Below are 22,223 nucleotides of genomic sequence, written 5' to 3'. Positions count from 1 at the left end.
CCCACCAATGAATTGATGGGCTTTTAGTTATAACTTTAATTATCTTTTAGATATAGCTAGATGAACTACAGCACCTAATGATGCTCCAATTATCCATGCATATCCCCCGCCGCCGCCTAAGTTAGCGAAGAAATCACCTAAACCTAAAATTAAAATGTTTGGCCAAACAGTACCAACAGCAATGTAACCTGAAATTACCCACGCTAACATTCCTTTAGTATTAAAGCCACCACTGTAATGATATTTAGCTTTTGGACTATCATCAAATAATGCATCCACATCTAATTTTTCATTTTTAATGATATAATAATCAACCATCATGATACCAAATACAGGTGCAAGAATTGCTCCTAGTGTATTAACAAATGGAAAAAGTCCCATTTGTGTAATAACAGCAACCCACATACCACCAATGATAAAACCAAAACCAGCAGTAATTAATCCACCTGTTTTGAAGTTTATTTTATCTGGCATTAAATTAGCCAAGTCATATGCCGGAGGTATAAAGTTCGCAACCATATTAATACCAACTGTCGCTGCAAAAAATGCGAATGCAGCAATAATTGTTAATCCTAAGTTGTCTACTTTAGCTACCATCTCTGTTGGACTTGCAACATATTCACCAAAAATTGCGATTGTTCCACCAGTAATCATTAAAGTAATAAAAGAGAATAAGATTACGTTACCTACTAATCCCCATAGGTTTCCTTTTCTCATTTCATCTTCATTTTTAACAAATCTAGCAAAGTCACCAAAATTGATTACTACGGCAGCAAAATATCCAACCATAATACCAAATACAGCTATGAATGCCCCAAATGATCCTAAGCCTTCAAAACCACCAGTTCGTTCTCCTCCAGAAAATATAGTTCCTACTTCTGAAAAAAGTCCTCCACCAGCTTTAGCCCATATAACCAACATTAAAACAATCATTACCGCATAAACAGCTGGTCCAGCAAAGTTTAAGAATTTTTTGATAAGATCAACACCTTGCCAAAATAAATAAACTTGGAATGCTGAAACAAATATAAATGAAACCCACATTACACCTGTCATACCAAGAAGCATAACTTCACCTTCCATTCCTGTAATTCCAGTAATTAAAAGTGCTACAGCTGTTGATGCCGCATAAGTTTGTGCTCCATACCAAAACATTGCAACAAGACCTCTGGCCATTGCTGGAAAGTTAGCTCCAAATACACCCATACTAACACGGGCAAAAACTGGATATGGTATTCCATGTTTTACACTTGGTTTACCTGAAAGGTTTACTAGCCACATGATAAAAAATCCTGCAAGAATTAATGCAGCAAATACAGCCCAACCATTCAGTCCTGATGCTAAAAACAATGATGCTGCCAAAGTATAACCAAATAAACTTTGAACATCATTGGCCCACACGTTAAAGATTTCAAACCATCCCCAATTTTTCTTACTACTTGGAGTTGGAGCCAAATCTGAATTGTAGAGTTTTGACGATCTACCCATTTTATTTCTCCCTATTATTTTTGTTACTCTTACTAACTATTAAAAAGTTATGGTAACGATTAGTGCGACATTATGGATTATAAATGTTGTGTCAAAGAATAAAAACATACAACCTTAAGTTTGTAAAATTAACCAATTAAAATAAGGATTATTTAATTTTTAAAAACCTATAATGAACATTAAGTGTGAACTAATTAATCGTTCCAACCACTTACTACTTTAACTTCTAAGTATTCTTCTAAGCCTAATTTACCTGCTTCACGACCAATACCTGAATGTTTGTATCCACCAAAAGGAGCATCTGGTGCCAAGCCTGCACCATTAATATCAACCATTCCTGATCTTAATTTTCTAGCAACACGATTAGCTTTTTCTTGATCTTGAGTTTGAATAAAGTTTAACAATCCATAGGGAGTGTCATTGGCAATAGCGATAGCCTCTTCTTCAGTTTCAAAGGGTATAATTGATAAAACAGGTCCAAATATTTCTGTTCTTGCAATTTGCATTTGATTATTAACATCTGCAAAAGCAGTAGGTTTAACAAAATATCCTTTATCAAGTCCATCTGGTTTGCCAGTTCCACCAGCAACTAGTTTAGCACCTTCATCAATGCCTACTTGAATTAAAGCTTGGATTTTATCAAATTGAGCTTTTGAAACAACAGGTCCAATATGATCACCTTCTTTTGTTGCAATATCAACTTTCATTGAATTAGCAAAATTTTTTACTCTTTCAACAGTTTCATCATAAATAGATTTTTCAACTAACATTCTTGTTGGTGCATTACAAGATTGCCCTGAATTTCTAAAACATCTTAGAGCACCTCTTTCAACAGCTTCGGCATCAGCATCTTTAAATATAATATTTGCCCCTTTTCCACCAAGTTCAAGACTAACTCTCTTAAAATCATTTGCTGCATTTTGAGAAATTAAAGCACCTGCTCTAGTAGATCCTGTAAATGAAACCATATTTACATCAGGATGACTTGTTAATGCATTTCCAGTAACTGCACCATCTCCATTAACTAAATTGAATACACCTTTTGGTAATTTAATTTCATCTATCATCTCTGCTAAAATCATTGATGATAATGGGGCTATTTCAGATGGCTTAAGTACCATTGTACATCCTGCAGCAATTGCTGGAATAACCTTTAAACAAGTTTGGTTCATTGGCCAGTTCCATGGAGTAATTAACGCACAAACTCCTTTTGGCTCATGTAAAATATTATTATTAAGAGCATGCTCACCTAACTTTGCTTCAAATGTATATTCTTTTAAAACTTTTATATAAGATTTTATATGGCTTGCTCCAGTTCCAGCCTGCAATTGTGTTGAAAAGTCAATTGGTGCTCCCATTTCAAGAGTTATAGCCTTAGCCATGTCAGCCCATCTTTTTTTATAAACAATATACAAAGCTTCTAAATATTTTAATCTCTCTTCTTTGGTTGAAAATGCCCATGTTTCAAAAGCTTTAGTAGCAGCACTTACAGCATCATTTACATCTTCTACTCCACCTAAAGATATAACGGCACACTCTTCCTCTGTAGAAGGATCTGTTACCTTGAAGTCATTTGGTTTTTTTGGAGAAACCCATTCACCATTGATATAAAATTTTTTCTTATCTAGCATTTTGAGAAACTATCCTTTCTTTATGATTTTGCAAATAAATTTGTTAATTCGTAAACAATGGTTGCTGCAGCTAACGAGGTAACTTCAGCATGATCATATGCTGGAGAAACTTCAACCACATCTGCAGAAACAAGATTTAAACCAGACAGACCTCTTAAAACATTGACCATCTCTCTTGTAGTCATACCCGCAATTTCTGGTGTACCTGTACCTGGGGCAAAAGCTGGATCTAAAACATCTATATCAATTGACAAATAAAGTGGATTGTTACCAACTCTTTTTTTAATTCTTTCTGCAATTTTATCTGTACCTTGTGTTTGAAATTCATCACAATGAATAATTTTAAAACCAAATTCTTCATCATTTTTAATATCATCTCTACTGTAAAGAGGACCTCTAATTCCAACATGCATTGAAGCATCATCTAAAAATAAACCCTCCTCTCTTGCTCTTCTAAAAGGAGTTCCATGTGTATAAGGAGCACCAAAATATGTATCCCAAGTATCTAAATGTGCATCAAAATGCACTAAGGCAACTGGTCCATTACATTTTTTATTGATTGCTCTTAATAAAGGTACTGCAATTGTATGATCACCGCCTAGACTAATTATACCACCAACTTTATTTAATAAATCTGTTGCACCAGCTTCAATCTGTTTTATCGATTCATCAATGCTAAATGGATTACAAGTGATATCACCAGCATCAGCAACTTGCTGCACTTTAAAAGGCTCAACATCATAACTTGGATGATAATTAGTTCTTAAATGTCTTGATGCCTGCCTAATACTCATTGGACCAAATCTAGCTCCTGGTCTGTAACTTGTACCAGCATCAAAAGGAATTCCAACAATTGCTACATCACAACTTTCAACATCTCTTAGTTCTGGTAATCTTGCAAATGTAGATGGGCCAGCAAATCTTGGAACTTTAGTTCCACTAACAGGTTGAATTGGGTTTTTATTTCTTTCTTTTTTCATTTATAAATAAAATGTACCACATTCTTTAATAATGGAATATCTTCTATCTTTATAATTATGAACCTAATAAGAGCCATTTTACTATTAATAATCTTTATTACACCAGTAAAAGCAAACACTATCTATAATCTCATCAAAATACCTAATTTAGAGATTTATGAAATAAATACTAAAAATAAACTTAAGTATTTTTATGCTGTCAGACCTTTTAGACTGGGTACTCAAAAAAATATTGTTTGCTCAAATCCAAATAAAAAAGATTTGGAAGTAAAATATAAAATTATCCGTAAAAATCTAAGTAGATATTCTTATGATTATTTAAAAAAAATTAATCTGAAATATATTGTTATGTGTAAAAATTTATCAATCTCAGAATTATATACAGCAGGCATTCCAGATAACGTAATGAAAACATTAATACTAGATATTAAATTTAATGAAAATTACTTTGAAAGAGTAATCCATCATGAAGTTTTTCATGTAATGCATCTTCAGCATAAAGAGGTTTTTAATGAAGAAGAGTGGATTAAATTTAATAATTCTAACTTTAAATATGCTGAATGTTCTACTTGTACAGAAAATATAGGGTTAGAACAATACAAAGAAACGAAAGGTTTTTTTACAGAATACTCTAAATCAACAGCCTCAGAGGATATGGCGGAAGTTTACTCACACATGATATTTTTAAAGGAAAAAGAAATTAACCAAATTCGTAAATCAGATCCTATTTTAAATAATAAAATTTCATATATTGAAAATAAAATAAAAGAAATAGATAATTCATTTACTTTTTAATGATAAAAAAAATTAAAGCTTCTACATCAGAAAAATTTATTTTTGTTTTTTTAATTTTATTAGGTATCGCAACTTTCTGCACATATTTTATTGTTAAAAATAAATGTTTATTCATCAAAAATATTAATCCAAAGGATATTATCTTTAAGGAGCCAAATAATATTGCAATTTTAAATGCACCTTGTGGAAATGTAATTATAGAACTTTATCCAAATATCTCACCTAATGCCGTTCAAAGATTTGCAACTTTAATTAGATCTAACGCTTATGAAAATATTGCTTTTCATAGGGTAATTGAAAATAAACTTATTCAAGCTGGTGACTTAGAGTTTGGTAAGAAGGGAAACTTAGATTATGGAAAAATTGGTACTGGAAAATCAGGTTTAGGTACAATTAAATCAGAAATTGATAATAACTTTAATTACACAAAGGGAAGTGTAGGATTAGCTCGAACATTTAAGAACGATACTGAAGACAGTCAATTTTTTATTATCTTACAGGATGAACCATTATTTGAAGGTGAATATACACCTGTTGGTAAAGTTCTTTACGGTCTAGAAGTCTTAAAAAAAATAAAATATGAAAAACGCTCAGAATATATTTTAAGACCAGATTTTATTAATTCCTTTAAAATGCTTAATTAATAAGGGATAAAATCTCAAGTTGAACCCATTTTAGTCACTCTATAACTATTATTATCAATCAAAAGTTGATGAGATAGATTTGTGAAAAATGTCCTAAAAAATACAATTAGGAAAAAAATTAGTTTAAGCAAAAAAAAATTAATTGAAAAACCCTTAAAAATTTTAAAAAAGATTAATATAGAAAAATTAACAAAATTCACATCATCATCTCTAATAGAAAAATACAATAAGTTCAAAGAAAGAGCTAAACAAAAAGAACTGCGTAGAATTAAATTAATAAAAGAAGAAAAAATTAAAGAATTAAAAAAAGAAAAGTTAGAGCAAGAAAAACAAAAAAATGAAGAAATAAGGTTAATTAAACAAAATGAATTAAATCTAATAAAAGAAGAAAAACAAAAAATAGAGAAACAAGAAAAGCTAAAAGAAAAAATTATAAAACAACAGCAGCAGATTGAAAGAAAAAAAATTAAACTTGAATCTCAAAGAATTAAAGCTGAAGAGCAAAAACTAAGAGATGAAGAAGAGGAAAAAGTAAGACAAGATGATTTAAAATTAAAAGAAGAAAAACTAAGATTAGATTTTTTTGAAAAGCAAAGAATAAGGCAAGAGCAACAAAAAGCTAAAATTGAAAATGATAAATTGATGGCTCTTGAGAAACAAAAAGCCCGTGAAGCTAAACAGAAAATAAAAGATGAAGAAGAAAGATTAAAAAATATTGAGATTGATAAACAAAAAAAAGATATGCAAAAGTTAAATGAAGAGGAACATAAATTAAATTATCAAAAACTAAAACTTGAAGAAATTGAAAAAAATATCAAAAAAATTGAAGTTGAAAGAATAAGAGAAAAAGAAATAAAAATATTAAAAGAAGCTGACGAGTTAAGAGAAAAAGAAAAAGAACTTAGACTAAAAGAACAATTAGAAATAGAAGAACTTAAGGAATTGAGATTAAATGAACTTAATCAAAGAAAAATCCAGGAAGAATTACAACTAAAAGAAGAAGAAATAAGATTAGAAAATTTAAGGGAACAAAAAATAATTCAAGCTAGAATTATCGAAGAAAAAAGAATTAAAGATGAAGAAGAGAGAATAAAAGAATGGGAAAGGAAATTTGATAAGGAGCAAATAGCAAAAGAAGAAGAATTGATTAAAAAGTTTAATGACCAATTAATTAAAGAAAAAGAACAAAGTGAAAAGATAATAGAATTTAGAAAAGAAGAAGTAATAGAAGAAAATAAAGAAGAAATATTAGAAAACGAGGTAAAGAAAGAAGAAGACGAAAGATATTAGTTAATTAAAGGCTTTCCTGTTGCTAGTGTGTGTTTAATTCTATCTTGTGTTTCTTTTGTTTCGATTAGTCTCATGAAAGCATCTAATTCTAGCTTAAATAAATCATCTTCTGATAAAATTTTATCAATAGTTGTGTCTCCTCCACTCAAGACATGGGCTAATTCCTTTGCAACCGTAACACCGTGCTCACGAATTATTTTTTCATTATAAAGTTTTTCTATAATTTTATTCATTTCTACTAAGACTTCTTTTCCTGGTAGATTAAATTCTGTCTCTAACGGAGCTTTAAATTCTTTATTGTCATCTAAGATTTTTTTTGAAACTTCTAGTAAACTATTTCTATTCATTATTTTCTTATCTTGAGGTTTTAAATATTTTAATGGCTCTGCCTCAACTGGTGAAGTTGCAGTTTTTCCATAACCAATAATATCAAACACTTTAAGGGGTGCGTAATGAGGATCTTTTTTAGCTTCATCTGTATCAAGCCATCTTGCTAACATTTCCTTACATCCTCCACCAGCTGGTATTAATCCAACTATTGTTTCCACCAATCCAACTACAATATTTGTATGTGAAGCTACAAAATTACTTTGTACCATAACTTCAAATCCTCCACCGAGTGTTAAGCCTGATGGTGCAGAGACAACTGGGTGATTAGAATACTTAAGATGTTTGCAGGTTTCTTGAAAATATCTAATAAATTTTTCTATAGATTTAAAATCATTTTTATTTGCAAAATCCATCGTGTAACTCAAGTTTACTCCTGCCGAAAATTGCATACTTTCATTTATTATAATCAACGGTTTATCTGTAGCTTTTTTTAAAGCATCCATTGAATCGTAATCTAGAGCATTTGCTTTAGTGGTGAACTCAACAATATTATAATCATTAAATCTATATATCTGAGCAGAGCTGTTTCCATCCACACTTAATGCTTTCTTTTTAGCTTTTCCAAATGTTTCAATGTTAGTATATTTTTGTCTTGATCCATAAAAATCTTGATCTTTATTTTGAGATAAATTTTCTAAAAAAACATTTCCTTTAAAGTCATCAATCTTATCAAAAAAAGTATCAACACCGATCTCTTCCAACATTTCAAATGGACCTTTAGTCCAATTAAAACCTAGTCTCATGGCTTCATCAATATCATTAAAATCTTTTGTAATTGATGGAACTAAAGAGGAAGCATATTTAATAATCTTAGAAATAACAGACCAAGCATATTCACCATACTTGTCGTCTCTTGAGATTAATTTTTTAAGATCTACATTATCTGATTTAATATTAATCTTTTTACTTGCTGAATATTCTCCAGTTCCAAGATTAATAGCTTCCATAACTTTAACTTCACCTGTTTTATTAACCCTGTAAAACCCACCCTTACCTTTTCGACCTGTGTACCCTGTTTCAATTAATGTTTTTACTAAAGGAATTTCTTTTGCAACCACTTGAAAAGGGTCATTTTCTGATAATTCTTTAATAAAACTTTTTAAAACATCAGCCATTAAATCAATACCAATTAAATCATAAAGACCAAACACTCCTGTTTTTGGTATACCCATTGGTCTTCCAAAAATCGCATCAGCTTCTTCTATGGTTAGTTTCATTTTAAATGCCTCAGTCATTGCAACTTGCATTGCAAAAACACCTATTCTATTTCCTAAAAAACCTGGAGTGTCATTACAAATAATTGCACCTTTCCCAAGTTCTGTTTCACAAAAATCTTTTAAAGCACTTATTTTATCTAAATCATTATTTTCATTTTTAACTATCTCTAATAACCCCATGTATCTAACAGGATTAAAAAAATGAGTAATACAAAAATCTTTTTTTTCTTCTTCTGATAAATGCTCAGATAAGACCTTAATAGGTATAGATGATGTATTTGAAGAAACTATTGCTCCCTTTTTTCTTTCTTTAAATATTTTTTTATAGATATCATGTTTGATATCTATTCTTTCAACAACAGCTTCTACTATCCAGTCAGCTTCTTTTACTTCTTCAAAATTATCTAAAATGTTTCCTACTTTAATGTTTTTTATTTTGGACTTATCTAATAAAAGTGGTGGTCTAGATTTGTAAATTTTATCTCGTGCTTGCTCACTTATTTCAGTTTTTAAATCTAGTAAAGTAACTGGAATATTTGCATTACACAAATGCGCTGCAATTCCACTACCCATAGTTCCAGAACCAATAACTACTACTTTTTTAATTTCCATAAGGTTTTAAAATTGAAGGACTATTTATAATAAAAAAAATGAACTTAGTAAATAAATTACCTGTTAATTCCTCTTAGTCTTTCAGACCTTCTTCTTAAAAGTTCTGCGCTAACAAGAATTAATGTGGACATTATAATTAAACAAGTTGCTACTGCCATGATTGTTGGACTTAATTGTTCTCTTAGACCAACCCACATTTGAATTGGAATAGTAGTATTTTCAAGTCCTGCCAAGAATAACACAACGACAACTTCATCAAATGAAGTTACAAAGGCAAATAATGCACCTGAAATAACACCTGGTAAAATTAATGGTAATGTTATTTTCATAAAAGTATTAACTGGATTGCTTCCTAAACTTGCAGCCGCACGTGTCACACTATGATCAAACCCTGTTAATGTTGCTGTTACTGTAATAACTACAAATGGTGTACCTAAAATAATATGTGCTAAAATTATTCCTGTATGCGTTGCAGCTAAACCTACTTTTGCCATAAAGAAGAATATTGCTGTTCCTGAGATAATTAACGGCACAATCATTGGAGATATTAATAAAGCCATGAACGCTGCTTTATATGGCATATGTCTACTACTTAAACCTAGCGCTGCAACCGTTCCTAAAATTGTAGAACCAATGGTTGCAAAGAAAGCTATAAAAATACTATTCTTTGCAGCAAGTCCCCATGGATTTTTAGTTCCATAAATCATATCCTCATACCATCTTAATGAAAATGCGTCAGGGTCAAGTGCTAACATTCCTTTAGAAAAGTGAATATATTGCTCTGCATTAAATGAAAGTGGTAAGATTATAAACAGCGGCGCAATTAAAAAGAAAAATACTAATGCACAAATTGTTAAATAAGTGTAGTGCCAAACTCTATAATTCCATGATGTATAATTTGGTAATGACATAATTTATCCTAATTTAATATTATCTATTCCTACTAATTTATTATAGATCCAGTAAATAGTTAGGACACCAACCAACAGCATTGTTCCTAATGCAGCAGCAAATGACCAATCTAGAGAACTTTTCATATGATAGGCAATTGTATTACTAATCAAAGACCCACTTGCCCCTCCAACTAATGCAGGAGTTATATAATAACCTATTGCTAAAATAAAAACTAACAAGGATCCGGCACCAATTCCAGGAATTGTTAATGGAAAATATATTTTTCTAAATGCTACAAATGGTGTTCCACCCAAAGATTTTCCAGCTCTCATTAAGCTTGGAGATATTGTTTTCATCACACTGTAAAGCGGTAAAACCATAAATGGTAATAAGATTTGAGTCATTGCAACAAAAGTTCCAATTACATTATACATCAATTCTGGTCTGGCATCGTTTGCTGCAAGTCCGAGCCATACAATCAAATCATTAATTGGGCCTTGTTGTTGAAGTAAAACCATCCAACTTGAGGTTCTGACCAATAGTGATGTCCAGAATGGAAGAAGCACACATATCATCAGTAAATTACTATATTTCATGGGTAATGTAGCTAATAAGTATGAAATTGGATAAGCAAGCATGAAGCAAAATATAGTTACCCAAAAAGCAACTTTAAGAGTTCTTAGCCAAAGTATTTTATGAACTCTTCTATCTTCATCTTGTTGAACGATGTTTCTGTCTGGGTCAAATTTTAAATCCACACCTTTTAAGTATTTAGCATATGACCATTTTGGCGCAGTATTCTTTAGAGCAACCCAGTAATCTACATCTCTCCAGATTTTATGAGTTTCCATAAACTGCTCTTTGTAGTTACTCTTTTCAAATTTCTTAATTTTTCTATTTGTTTTTTTTAATCCACTACTAAAACCAGATTTTTCATAGTTTAATCTCTGATATAATTTTCCAGCTTCTTTATTAATAGCCAATGGATAGAAATCCTTGTAAAAAGCTTCATATACATCCTCTTCTGGTAACTCTTTACCATCCCATTTCTTAAGTGCTGCAAAAGTATTTGGCAACTTACTTGTAATCATTCTATCATCAACGCTTCTAAACAACATATCACCAATTGGGAACACGTAAGTAATTAAAAGAAATAAAAATAAAGGACCCACAAGCATTAATGCTCTTATCTTGTTTCTTCTCTCGGCTTTTTTTAAACTAACCTCAAGAGGTACACCATCAGATGATAAAATTTGTTCTGTGCTCATAATAAAAAAAGGGCGGTTACATAATAACCGCCCTTTAAATAAAATAAAAGTTTAATCTATAATTAAATTACAGACCAGCTTTCATAGCTTCCCATTTTTCACCAATTTCGTCCTGGTTATCTGCCCAGAATTCAGGGTTCATAAGAATGTATGATTTAGTGTTCGCAGGTGCTGTTGGCATATGTGGTACCATGTTAGTTTTACCATCTTTAAACCAAGGCTCTCCTGCTTCCATGATAGCAATTGAAGATTTTCTCCAAGGAGCGTAAGCAATATACTTAGCACTTCCTGCTAGACCTTCAGTACTTGTCATTTCTCTAAGAACTTTCAAAGCTTTACCGTTAGCATCGTTAGGTCCACCTTTAACCATAGCGAAATACTCATAGTCAAGAATTTGTGAATCCCATACTTGCACAATTGGAGTTCCTTCCATTTGAGCATTAAAGAATCTACCATTCCAACCAGTAGCCATAACAACTTCACCATTAGCTAATAGTTCTGGTGGCTGAGCTCCAGCATTCCAGAATACACATCCACCTTTTGGATCTGCACATAGTGCTTTGATTTTAGCAATTGCTTTATCAACTCCACCATCAGCTTCAAGTTGGCTGTAAATCTTATCACCACCTTTACCAGCTTTTGTACCTGCTGCCATAGCTAATTCTAAGTTAGACATTGCACCTTTGTAGATAGCTCTTTTACCAGGAAACTTTTTAGTATTAAAAAAGTCTTTTGCTGATTTTGGAGTACCTTTTACATTGTCTTTATTGTAAGCAAAGTTCCAAGAGTACAAGATGTTTCCAACTGCACATTTTGAAGGCATGCCAGTAAAGAAGTCTTCACTTGCAGGTGTTCCATCTGGAGCAGGTGCAAAGTCTTTATCGAAATCGAATTCAACAAAAATTCCTTCATCACATCCAATGATAGTATCTTTTGCGTATACATCAATGATGTCCCAAGTGATTTTTCCAGCTTCTTTTTGAGCTTTAATTTCTGATAATCCACCAGTGTAGTCTACCCAATTAACAGGTATTCCTAATTTTGCTGCTGTAGGATCACCATACCCTAATTTTTGACTTTCAGTGTAAGCACCACCCCAAGACACTACAGTAACTGCAAATGCTGAAGTTGTGATAGAAAGTACAAAAGATAGAGCAAGTAATAATTTACTTATTTTTTTCATTTTCTCTCCTATTTAACGTTAACGTTTGTTATTTTATAAAGTGAAAGTAAAACAATATAGACAAGTTTAGTCAACAGCCAATTATGTCTATTTTGCCTTTATTTTATTTAAGTTTTTTTAGGGATTTTTTTTAAGATTATTTTGGATCTAAAGCTCTGCAATCAATACTGTTCCAGCCTATATTAAGCACATTACCTTTTTTTAAATCTAATCTTGCAGTGCTATTTGGTACTTTAAGAATGAATCCTCTATTTCCCAACAAATCAACTCTTAGTCTAGTGTGATCACCGTGATAAATTATTTCTTCAATTTTACCTTTATGGTTATTATCCATTTTATCTGTAGGATCTATAATTGCTCTTTCAGGTCTTAGTGAAACTTTAGTTTTATCCCCTTTTGCTTTAACAGCAACTGGATTTGCTAAAATTTCTGTGCCATTTTCTAATTTAACTTTACATTTGTCTCCTGAAATATCTAAAACTTGACCTGAAAATTTATTATTTTCTCCAATGAACTCAGCAACAAATGAGTTAACCGGTTTTTCATACAATTCATCTGGACTTGATAGTTGCTGAACTTTACCATCATTGAAAACTGCAATACGGTTTGACATTGTTAATGCTTCAGTTTGATCGTGTGTAACATACACAACTGTTACACCAATACTTTCGTGAATATGTTTAATTTCATATTGCATACTCTCTCTTAAATTTTTATCTAAAGCTCCAAGTGGTTCATCCATAAGTACTACTTGTGGATCAAAAACTAAAGATCTCGCCACAGCAACACGCTGTTGTTGTCCACCAGATAATTGCATAGGCATTCTTGCTTCAAAACCTTGAAGGGATACCATTGATAAAGCTTTATCAATTTTTTTATCTGCTTCGTCTTTTGGAATTTTTCTCACTCTTAATGGAAAAGCTAAATTTTCATAAACTGTCATATGTGGAAATAAAGCGTAGTTTTGAAATACCATTCCAATCCCTCTTTTGTGAGGTGGAATATTTGAAATAATCTTACCATCTAAATAAATTTCTCCATGAGTTGGAGTTTCAAAACCAGCAAGCATCATTAAACAAGTTGTTTTACCAGAGCCAGAGGGTCCCAACATAGTTACAAACTCACCTTCTTCGATGTCTAGATTTAGTCCTTTAACGACAAGTACTTTGCCATCGTAGCTTTTGTCTACATTGTCAAATTTTACAAATTCTTTATTTTTAATCATATTTTTTAAATGAATTTAAAACATTTGTTTACTTGTTTTTCAAGTTTTTTTATTTCAATTATTTAATGTGCAGATCTTTTGAAAAATTACAAAATAATTCACATCCTTTGTCGGTTATTCGTATTGCTTCTGATGCTTCAACTCCCCACCCCCCGAATTGCATTACAGCAATCATATGAAAAGTAACATTTGGTTCTAGAATAGTCATATCACCTTTAGATATATTAAGAGTATGCTCACCCCAATCAGGTGGGTAACCAATTCCTATTGAATAACCAGTTCTAGAGGTTTTTTCTATTCCATATTTATCTAAAATTTTCCAAAAAGCTTGTGCAACATCATCTGCAGTTTGTCCAGGTTTTGCAGCATCTATTCCAGCTTGAAGTGCCTCATTAGTTTTATTCATAGTATCAATTTTCAATTGATCTGGTTTTCCAAGTAAAACTGTTCTGGCCATAGGACAATGGTACCTTTGATATACCCCTGAAAGCTCTATTATTGTAGCCTCACCCTCCACAAACTTATCTTGAGTTGCTGTTAAATGTGATGCTGAAGTACCTTTCCCCGTTGGAAGTAGCGTTGCAATACTTGAATATTCACCACCAAATTCTGGCGTTCCATAAAATAATGCTTTTTGAATTTCACCCACCGCATCACACTGCCTGACACCAGGATTTATAACGTCAATTGCTGTTTGCATTCCTTTTTGAGAAATTATTGCTGCAGATTTCATAAGTTCTATCTCTGCATCAGATTTAACAACACGAGCCCAATTAACTAATCTTTCAGAATCTTTTAACTTAACATTTGGTAACCCTTGTTTCATTTTTTCATAACAATAAGCTGTAAAATAATGACTATCCATTTCCAAACCTATTGTAAGTTTATCCCATTTTCTTTCTTTTATAATTTCTACTAAATTATCAAATGGATGAAGTGGCCATGCATGAATATATTTTTCGTCATAGACTAAAATATTTTCATTTTTTAAATAAGTTTTTATATAAGCTCCACCTGAATCTTGCTTTCTTACCCAGCATAATGGCTCATCAGCATTCACATGTACAATTACAGCTTGAGCATAATAAAACGACCAAGCATCATAACCAGTTAAATAGTTCATATTGGCTGTATCACTAGAGATTAATAGTTCAATGTTTTTTTCTTGCATTGCGCTTTGAACTTTTTTTAATCTTGCTTTGTATTCTTCTTTGCTAAAATTCATATCTTAATAACTATTAGTTTTCTTTGGAAATTTTTTATTTTTAACTTCATTTTTAAATTTAATTATAGCAGTATTAATCTGTTTTGTAATATTAGAAAATTTTTTAACAAATCTAACTTTTATTGGGTTTAAACCTATTAGATCGTCAGTAACCAGAACTTGTCCGTCGCAGTGTACTGATGCACCAATACCAATTGTTGGAACTTTAACAGTTTTTGTAATTTCTTTTGCTAATGAACTTTCAACACACTCTAAAACAATTGAAAATACACCAGCTTCTTCTAAAAGTTTAGAGTCCTTTAAAATTTTATTTCTTTCTGTTAACTTTTTTCCTTTAAATTTAAAATTTGTTGCAGATTGTGGAAGAACACCAAGATGTCCCATTACTGGAATTTTATTCTTAATTAAATTTTTAATTATTTGAACAACTTTTTTACCCCCCTCAAGCTTAATTGCATCACACTTCGTTTTAGACATTATTTTTTTTGCATTATTTAAGGCTTCTTTTGGGTTTCGGTAAGTATTATGAGGCATATCTACTACCATTAAGCTTTTTTTAACACCCATTCTTACACTTTTAGAATGTTCAATCATCATATCTAATGTCACTTTTTTTGTGGAAGAAAAACTATAAAGTACAGATCCAAGGGAGTCGCCTACTAAAACAAGATCACAGTGTCTATCTACTATTGATGCAATATTTTTAGAGTAAGCAGTAAGACTTATAATTTTGGATTTATTTTTTTTTTTAATAAAGTTTAAGATTTTTTTGTTCATTTTTTACCAAACACCTTCATTTTTCATTGAGGACCAAGGTTCTTTAATTTCTAAATTACCCTCTTGTAAGATTTCTATAGAAATATTGTCAGGAGATCTGACAAATGCCATATGACCATCTCTAGGTGGTCTATTAATTGTATATCCCATATCTTGAAGCCTCTCACAAGTTTGATAAATATTTTCAACACGGTATGCTAAGTGACCAAAATTACGAGATCCATCACCTAATTCATCACCATCCCAATTGTAAGTTAGCTCTAGTTCGGCTTTTTCATCGCCAGGTGCTGCTAGAAAAATTAAGGTAAATCTACCTTGCTCATTTTCCATTCTTCTAGTTTCAATTAAACCTAATCCCTTACAGTAGAAATCTAATGATTTTTCCACGTCTGAGATTCTGATCATGGTGTGTAAATATTTCATAATATTATGTACTCTATAGTAAAGTATTACTCTAATTCAATGGTACTAGGTGGTTTTGAAGTAACATCATAAACAACTCTGTTTATACCTCTAATATTATTAATAATTTGATTAGAGATTGATTGCATAAAACCTTTAGGAAAATCAAAAAAATCAGCAGTCATTCCATCTTCAGAGGTAATTGCTCTTAACAAACAAATATGTTCGTAAGTTCGATTATCACCCATAACACCCACAGTTTTTACTGGTAGGAGTGCAGCATATGCTTGCCAAATTTTATCATATAACCCATGCTCTCTTAAAGCTTTTATAAAATAGAAATCAGCCTCTTTTAAAATTTTAATTTTTTCATTGGTTATAATACCGGGCATTCTAATAGCTAGACCAGGACCGGGAAATGGATGTCTAGAGATTATGTCATTAGATAAATTAAGTTCTAATCCTAATTTTCTAACTTCATCTTTAAATAAAAATTTAAGAGGTTCTACTAATTTTAATTTCATTCTTTTAGGAAGGCCCCCTACATTATGATGTGATTTTATTTTTGAAGTTTGACTACCAGTCACAGATTTACTTTCAATTAAGTCTGGATAAAGAGTGCCCTGAGCAAGAAATTTAACATTCTTAATTCTATTAGCATATCTTTCAAATATTTTAATAAATAGATTACCAATGATTTTTCGTTTTTTTTCAGGATCAGATACATTTGTTAATTTTCTAATAAATTCTTTTTCTGCATTAACATAAATCAAATTAATTTTTAATTTTTTCTTAAAAGTATTAACTACTTGTATTTCTTCATTTTTTCTTAAAAGGCCATTATTAACAAAAATACAAGTTAAATTTTTTCCAATTGCTTTGCTTAATAATTGTGCAACCACACTACTATCCACACCACCCGACAATCCACAAATTACTTTGTTGTCACCTACTTGTTCTTTAATTTCATTAATTAATTTTAATTTTTGATCTTTTGATGACCAGTTTTTTTTAATTTTACAAATAAGAAAAACAAAATTTCTTAATAAAATTTTACCTTTATTAGTGTGTGTTACTTCAGGGTGAAATTGTACACCATAAAAATTTTCTTTAATATTTTCAATAATTGTTAATTTAGAGTTTTTTGTAGAAGCTATAATTTTAAAATTTTTTGGCATCTTTGATACTTGATCAGCATGGCTCATCCAAACATCACTTCTATTATTTTTATTAAAAAAATTCTTAGTTAAAGTACTATTGGATACTTTGTTTATAGTGGCTAAACCAAATTCTCTATGTTTTGATTTTTTAACTTTGCCACCTAATAGTTTTGACAATATCTGATGTCCAAAACATATACCCAGGATTGGAATTCCAAGTTTTAATATCTTCTTATCAAATTTAAATTTATCATTTTCATAAACATTAAGAGGTCCACCAGACAGTATTATTCCAGCAATATTATCTTTTGTAATTTGAGCTATTTTTATTTTTTTATGACTTACAATTTCTGAAAAAACCCCTAATTCCCTTACTCTTCTTGCAATTAATTGTGTAAATTGAGAACCAAAATCGATTATTAAGATTTTACTTAAATTATTACTAAGACTCATTTTTAGGTTCCAAATTCTTTAAGGATTCTAAAATAGAATTTTTCTTATCACACAATTTATTGCAAATTTTTGAAAAATTATCTGCTAGTTCTTTTACTTTGGAATAATTAGATCTTTTTAACTCTATTTCCATAAGCATGTAGTTTGCTTCTTCATTTTTTGGATCAAGTAATAACACTGTATCTATATTTTTTTGTTCTTCTCTTTTGTTCTCTTCAAAATTATAAATTTTTGCTAAATACAAATATGAATCTTTGTCCTTAGGGTTAAAAACAATACTTCTTTGAAATAAAAATTTAGATTCTTCATATTTTTGTTCATCGTATTTATTTTTTCCTTCTTCAAAAAAGTTATTTTCTGCAAAAGAAGAACTTCCAAAATTTAAAATTATAAATAGGACAATTATTAATTTATTTATTGTTCTCATTAATACTTGCTCTCATTTTTAACTTGATCAACATTATGAACCATACTTTCATAAAAACCAGCCTTAGTTATTTTTACAAAATTTGGTTTATTTTTAAGGTTTGGTACTTTTTTTGCACCTAGATATCCCATAGATGATTTTAATCCTCCAATTAATTTATAAATTATACTTTTCACATCACCTTTATATTTCACAAAACCTTCTACTCCTTCTGGAACATATTTAGATATATCTTTTTGTTTGGTTTGAAAATATCTATCAGCTGATCCTTTATTCATCGCACCAACTGATCCCATTCCTCTAAAACTTTTAAATAACTTACCATTTTTTTTAATTAGTTTTCCAGGTGTTTCTAAGCTTCCTGCAAACAAAGATCCAATCATTATAGCATCGGCACCTGCTGACAATGCTTTAGCTAAATCACCTGAATATTTAATTCCACCATCTGAAATTATTTTTACTTTATTGTTTTTAACACCTTTTTTAACTGCAAGGATCGCACTTAATTGTGGTACACCAATGCCAGCGACTAGCCTAGTTGTACAAATTGATCCTGGCCCTATTCCAACTTTAATAATATCTACTCCTAATTTTATTAAAAATTTTGCTGCTTCAGCTGTTGCAATATTTCCAGCACATAGAGTTGTTTTGTTTGTTTTTAATTTTTTTATAGCTTTAATAATTTCAGCTACTTTTTTGCTATGTCCATGAGCTGTATCCACAACAATTAAATCAACTTTTTCTTTTAAAATTGCTTTTGCTCTTTTAAGTTCTAAAGGACCAGCTCCAACTGCCGCACCAACTAATAAGTTTAATTTTTTAACTTTTTTAATTTCTTCAACTTGTTTTTTAATATCCAAATTTCTATGAATTACACCAATGCCTCCTGCTTTAGCTATTGCTATAGCCATTTTACTCTCAGTAACTGTATCCATTGCAGAGGATAATAAAGGTATTTTTAATGTTAAATTAGATGATAATTTAGTGCTGGTATCAACTTCAGAAGGTAAAACTTCTGAGTATTTTGGTGCCATTGTAACATCGTCAAAAGTGAGAGCTTCTTTTATAGGATCCATAATCATTTATATATGATTCCCCTCAAAAAAAAAGTCCCTATCTTAAGATTTTACAAATAATAAAACTTTCCTTAGATTCTTTTCTGCTAGACTTGGGTTTAAACACCTTCACTTCTTTAAATAATTTTTTGCCCAAAGCAACAATTTCGTTAAATGATGAGCCTAGAAAAATCTTAGAGACAAATCGTCCTTCTTTAACCAACATTTCTTTGGAAAAATTCATAGCCTCCATTGCAAGTTCACCAGTATAAATTGCATCTATATCTTTTATACCCGTTGTATTTACAGCCATATCAGAGACAACAACATCCACTTTTGATTTGAATAAAGCTTTTATTTTTTCTTGAGATTCTAAATCAGTAAAATCACCTTTGATTTGGATTGTATTCTCAATTTCTTCCATACCTTTTAAGTCGATTGAAACCAACCTTCCACTTTTTACTGTTCTTGAAATATATTGAGACCAGCTACCAGGTGATGCCCCTAAATCGATTACAGATATTCCATTTTTAAATATCTTAAATTTTTCATCTATTTCTATTAATTTATATGCTGATCTGGCTCGATACCCGTCTACCTGAGATTGTCTAACATAAATATCTCTTTTTTGTTTATTAATCCAGTTTTTAGAAATTCTATTTTTTTTCAATTAATGACCAAACCTTAAGCTTTTTGATAAAATTTTACCCTCTAAAGTTTTTATATCTATCTTTACTTCTCTATGTAATCTCATGTCTTTATCTCCATCCCAAATCCCAGATGCAAGATGTATTATACCCAGTTTATGATTGGGCAAGTAAGGCTCCACAAAGCTTTTTTCTTTTTCATTAAATTTTGGTAAAAGATTACTAACTAACCAATTGCAATTATGAGGTAGGAACTCTGTTTCTAAATCGTCAATGTAAACTGACATGTTAATAGCCAATTGTTCTGAACCAAAAATATTTCCAGCTTTAAGTGCTTGTTCTAAATTTTTTTGCCAAGTCGTCCAGCCAACTGAATTTTTTTCTAAAGAAAAAACACCAATATTAATATGTGGGGCGAAAGCAAGTTTCCGCGCTTTATCTATTCCAATTTTTGACTTTATTGCATGTTTAAAATTTTGAGATTTAATTATTGCTAATTGTCCAAATATCCATTTAACTTTGGACATTATTTTATATCCTGGTGTAAAGGTTTGAGTAATTCCTAATTTTCCATCTTCACAGGCCTTAAAATAAAGCTCTATTGAATTCCAATCCCCTACCCAAGCGTCACAATCTATCCATAAGAATTTTTCATAACTAGGAAAATATTTTGGTAAGAAAGCCCTAGACACTTGACTCTTTAGCCATTCTCTTCCTTTTACTTTAAATGCTGGAACATCAATATCCCATTCAGCTGATTTAATTTCATCTACTTTTTTAGATAATATATTTCTTTGTTGCTCGGATAAACCTGCATCTAGAATGCAAATTGCTGTATCTTTGCTTTGTTCAAAACTTTTAATAGAATCGACCAATTCATTAAGCAATTCAAAGTAATTTGAGTCTGCCAGAGATACAATTACATTTTTTTTCATCTATAGAATGTCTTCAAGGTCTTCTTTAGTGTCACTTTCACCATTTAAAATTTTCTGTTTATAAATTTTTTGATAACTAAAATATCCAACTGGAATTAAGCAAATATAGATTAATCCACAAATGACCAAAACTTTAAATGTGTATATTAATAAAAGTCCAAAAAATAAAACAACACCAAACAATGCAAAAATTGTCAAGTGACGAGGAATAGAAATTTTTTTAAATGCAAATGTAGGTACTTTACTGATCAATAAAAATGATATCAAAATAAACAGTATTGGTACTACTATATCGTAATTAATTTTGATTAAATTTATCTCGCTTAGACTTAATATTAAAGGCATCAATACCAAAATTCCACCTGCAGGTGACGGCACACCCTCAAAGTAATTGTCTTTCCATGATGGTTCAGAGTTTGAACTTACATTAAATCTTGCAAGTCTAAGGGCAACACAAACTACAAAAATCATTGTGAGTAACCAGCCAAATTTACCTAAATTATTTAAAGACCAAAAATACATTATAAAAGCTGGAGCTACTCCAAAACTAATTAAATCCGCCAATGAGTCTAATTCTTTTCCAACTAAAGAAGTTCCTTTTAACATTCTTGCAACTCTGCCATCTAATGCATCAAAAATTGCGGCAAAAATAATAGCTATAATAGATAATTCAAACTTTGCATCTAATGCAAATTTAATAGAACTTAATCCAATACACACATTTATTAATGTCAGTGCATTAGGCAAAAGCATTCTAGCTTTTTTATCTGATACTATTTTAAAATTATTTTTTGGTTGTTCCATAAGCTACTTTTTAGCTAATAGTGTTTCACCAGCAATTGTTTTTTGTCCAACTTTAACTAACGATTCATAATTCTCAAAATAAACGTCCGCTCTACTTCCAAATCTAATCATACCAATTCTTTCACCTTGTTGTAATTGTTGATCTTTTGAAGATTCGCAAACAATTCTTCTGGCAATTAAACCGGCAATTTGAACAACTATTATTTCTTCGCCATGAGTATTTGTTATCTTGTAATAGTTTCTTTCATTATCTTCACTTGCTTTATCAAGTGATGCATTTAAAAATTTTCCAGGCTTATAAAGTATTTCTGAAATTTTACCTTCACAAGGAGTTCGATTTACGTGACAGTCAAATACGTTCATAAAGATACTAATCTTAGTAAATTTTCTATCTTCTAAACCTAATTCTTTTGGACCATCTACTTCATGGACCATCAAAACTTCACCGTCAGCAGGACTGGTTAGATAGTTTTCATCATTTATTGAAATTCGCTCTGGATCTCTAAAAAAATAATAAACCCATATCGATAACACTAGACCAATTAATCCTAGAAAAGTGCTCAGGACATATAAAAATATTGTTACAATGATAGCTATCGCTAAAAATTTGTAACCTTCAGAATGAATTTTTGGGAAAATTTTCTCTAACATAAGCTTCTATTTGATAATTTTTTATTAATATGTATATAAAGCACTAAATTACAATTACTAATATATATTA

21 protein-coding genes are annotated in these 22,223 nt (G+C 30.6%); 3 read left to right on the top strand and 18 right to left on the bottom strand.

Translation table 11 applies throughout. The features are described 5' to 3' along the window. Window positions 1-39 precede the first annotated feature (39 nt). The 3 genes from AC5SL3_RS01445 to speB all read right to left on the bottom strand — a co-directional run bounded on the left by AC5SL3_RS01445 (window position 40) and on the right by speB (window position 4,099). Window positions 40-1,488, bottom strand: coding sequence for an NCS1 family nucleobase:cation symporter-1 (locus tag AC5SL3_RS01445; protein ID WP_494578408.1), 1,449 nt, complete (start codon window positions 1,486-1,488; stop codon window positions 40-42). Between the two features lie 194 nt (window positions 1,489-1,682). Then, entirely contained in the window at window positions 1,683-3,119 is a 1,437-nt protein-coding gene (locus tag AC5SL3_RS01440; protein WP_494578406.1) for an aldehyde dehydrogenase family protein, read from the bottom strand. Between the two features lie 20 nt (window positions 3,120-3,139). Then, window positions 3,140-4,099, bottom strand: a complete 960-nt coding sequence (gene speB, locus AC5SL3_RS01435) for an agmatinase (RefSeq protein ID WP_271520893.1) — start codon at window positions 4,097-4,099, stop codon at window positions 3,140-3,142. A 57-nt stretch (window positions 4,100-4,156) separates the two neighbouring features. Between speB and AC5SL3_RS01430 the strand changes: the two genes are divergently transcribed. The 3 genes from AC5SL3_RS01430 (at window position 4,157) to AC5SL3_RS01420 (ending at window position 6,828) form a co-directional block, all read left to right on the top strand. Next, window positions 4,157-4,894, top strand: a complete 738-nt coding sequence (locus AC5SL3_RS01430) for a putative zinc-binding metallopeptidase (protein WP_494578405.1) — start codon at window positions 4,157-4,159, stop codon at window positions 4,892-4,894. Then, the gene (locus AC5SL3_RS01425; RefSeq protein WP_494578403.1) at window positions 4,894-5,538 is read left to right on the top strand and encodes a peptidylprolyl isomerase; all 645 of its coding nucleotides are present in this window, start codon (window positions 4,894-4,896) and stop codon (window positions 5,536-5,538) included. Before AC5SL3_RS01430 ends, AC5SL3_RS01425 begins: the two co-directional genes overlap by 1 nt. A gap of 81 nt (window positions 5,539-5,619) precedes the next feature. Continuing rightward, the gene (locus AC5SL3_RS01420) at window positions 5,620-6,828 is read left to right on the top strand and encodes a primosomal protein (protein WP_494578402.1); all 1,209 of its coding nucleotides are present in this window, start codon (window positions 5,620-5,622) and stop codon (window positions 6,826-6,828) included. Here AC5SL3_RS01420 and AC5SL3_RS01415 read toward each other — a convergent pair. From AC5SL3_RS01415 to AC5SL3_RS01345, 15 genes are all read right to left on the bottom strand, one after another. Beyond that, complete coding sequence (locus AC5SL3_RS01415) at window positions 6,825-9,047, bottom strand: 3-hydroxyacyl-CoA dehydrogenase/enoyl-CoA hydratase family protein (protein ID WP_494578400.1); 2,223 nt, start codon at window positions 9,045-9,047, stop codon at window positions 6,825-6,827. The two genes, AC5SL3_RS01420 and AC5SL3_RS01415, sit on opposite strands and share 4 nt — an antisense overlap. A gap of 56 nt (window positions 9,048-9,103) precedes the next feature. After that, on the bottom strand, window positions 9,104-9,958 hold the full coding sequence (locus AC5SL3_RS01410) for an ABC transporter permease (protein WP_271486547.1): 855 nt from the start codon (window positions 9,956-9,958) through the stop codon (window positions 9,104-9,106). A 3-nt stretch (window positions 9,959-9,961) separates the two neighbouring features. Then, on the bottom strand, window positions 9,962-11,209 hold the full coding sequence (locus AC5SL3_RS01405; protein WP_494578398.1) for an ABC transporter permease: 1,248 nt from the start codon (window positions 11,207-11,209) through the stop codon (window positions 9,962-9,964). 67 nt (window positions 11,210-11,276) lie between these two features. Next, window positions 11,277-12,392 carry an extracellular solute-binding protein gene (locus tag AC5SL3_RS01400; protein ID WP_494578396.1) on the bottom strand — a complete coding sequence of 372 codons (1,116 nt, stop codon included), beginning with the start codon at window positions 12,390-12,392 and terminating at the stop codon, window positions 11,277-11,279. A gap of 136 nt (window positions 12,393-12,528) precedes the next feature. Then, window positions 12,529-13,617 (bottom strand): ABC transporter ATP-binding protein, encoded by a 1,089-nt coding sequence (locus AC5SL3_RS01395; protein ID WP_494578395.1) that lies wholly within the window; start codon window positions 13,615-13,617, stop codon window positions 12,529-12,531. 58 nt (window positions 13,618-13,675) lie between these two features. Next, window positions 13,676-14,842 carry a M24 family metallopeptidase gene (locus AC5SL3_RS01390; RefSeq protein ID WP_494578393.1) on the bottom strand — a complete coding sequence of 389 codons (1,167 nt, stop codon included), beginning with the start codon at window positions 14,840-14,842 and terminating at the stop codon, window positions 13,676-13,678. A 3-nt stretch (window positions 14,843-14,845) separates the two neighbouring features. Next, complete coding sequence (panB, locus tag AC5SL3_RS01385) at window positions 14,846-15,619, bottom strand: 3-methyl-2-oxobutanoate hydroxymethyltransferase (RefSeq protein ID WP_494578391.1); 774 nt, start codon at window positions 15,617-15,619, stop codon at window positions 14,846-14,848. Between the two features lie 3 nt (window positions 15,620-15,622). Then, on the bottom strand, window positions 15,623-16,042 hold the full coding sequence (locus tag AC5SL3_RS01380) for a VOC family protein (RefSeq protein WP_494578390.1): 420 nt from the start codon (window positions 16,040-16,042) through the stop codon (window positions 15,623-15,625). A 26-nt stretch (window positions 16,043-16,068) separates the two neighbouring features. Further along, window positions 16,069-17,634 carry a glutamine-hydrolyzing GMP synthase gene (guaA, locus tag AC5SL3_RS01375; protein WP_006997254.1) on the bottom strand — a complete coding sequence of 522 codons (1,566 nt, stop codon included), beginning with the start codon at window positions 17,632-17,634 and terminating at the stop codon, window positions 16,069-16,071. Further along, on the bottom strand, window positions 17,624-18,061 hold the full coding sequence (locus AC5SL3_RS01370; protein ID WP_006997255.1) for a tetratricopeptide repeat protein: 438 nt from the start codon (window positions 18,059-18,061) through the stop codon (window positions 17,624-17,626). Before AC5SL3_RS01370 ends, guaA begins: the two co-directional genes overlap by 11 nt. After that, window positions 18,061-19,137, bottom strand: a complete 1,077-nt coding sequence (gene guaB / locus AC5SL3_RS01365; protein ID WP_011281837.1) for an IMP dehydrogenase — start codon at window positions 19,135-19,137, stop codon at window positions 18,061-18,063. The genes AC5SL3_RS01370 and guaB overlap by 1 nt, the downstream gene beginning before the upstream one ends. 37 nt (window positions 19,138-19,174) lie before the next feature. Continuing rightward, the gene (locus AC5SL3_RS01360) at window positions 19,175-19,786 is read right to left on the bottom strand and encodes an RlmE family RNA methyltransferase (RefSeq protein ID WP_006997257.1); all 612 of its coding nucleotides are present in this window, start codon (window positions 19,784-19,786) and stop codon (window positions 19,175-19,177) included. After that, window positions 19,787-20,698: a glycosyltransferase gene (locus AC5SL3_RS01355; RefSeq protein WP_494578389.1), complete on the bottom strand. Its 912-nt coding sequence runs from the start codon at window positions 20,696-20,698 to the stop codon at window positions 19,787-19,789. It lies immediately after the preceding gene. Beyond that, window positions 20,699-21,502 (bottom strand): CDP-diacylglycerol--serine O-phosphatidyltransferase, encoded by an 804-nt coding sequence (gene pssA / locus AC5SL3_RS01350; protein ID WP_494578387.1) that lies wholly within the window; start codon window positions 21,500-21,502, stop codon window positions 20,699-20,701. Window positions 21,503-21,505: 3 nt separating this feature from the next. Beyond that, entirely contained in the window at window positions 21,506-22,153 is a 648-nt protein-coding gene (locus tag AC5SL3_RS01345; protein WP_011281835.1) for a phosphatidylserine decarboxylase, read from the bottom strand. Between the last annotated feature and the right edge of the window lie 70 nt (window positions 22,154-22,223).

This window comes from Candidatus Pelagibacter sp. PS_34 (assembly GCF_059417845.1).
Note: the sequence above shows the minus strand (reverse complement) of the source record. Positions and strands in the feature narration are given on the sequence as shown.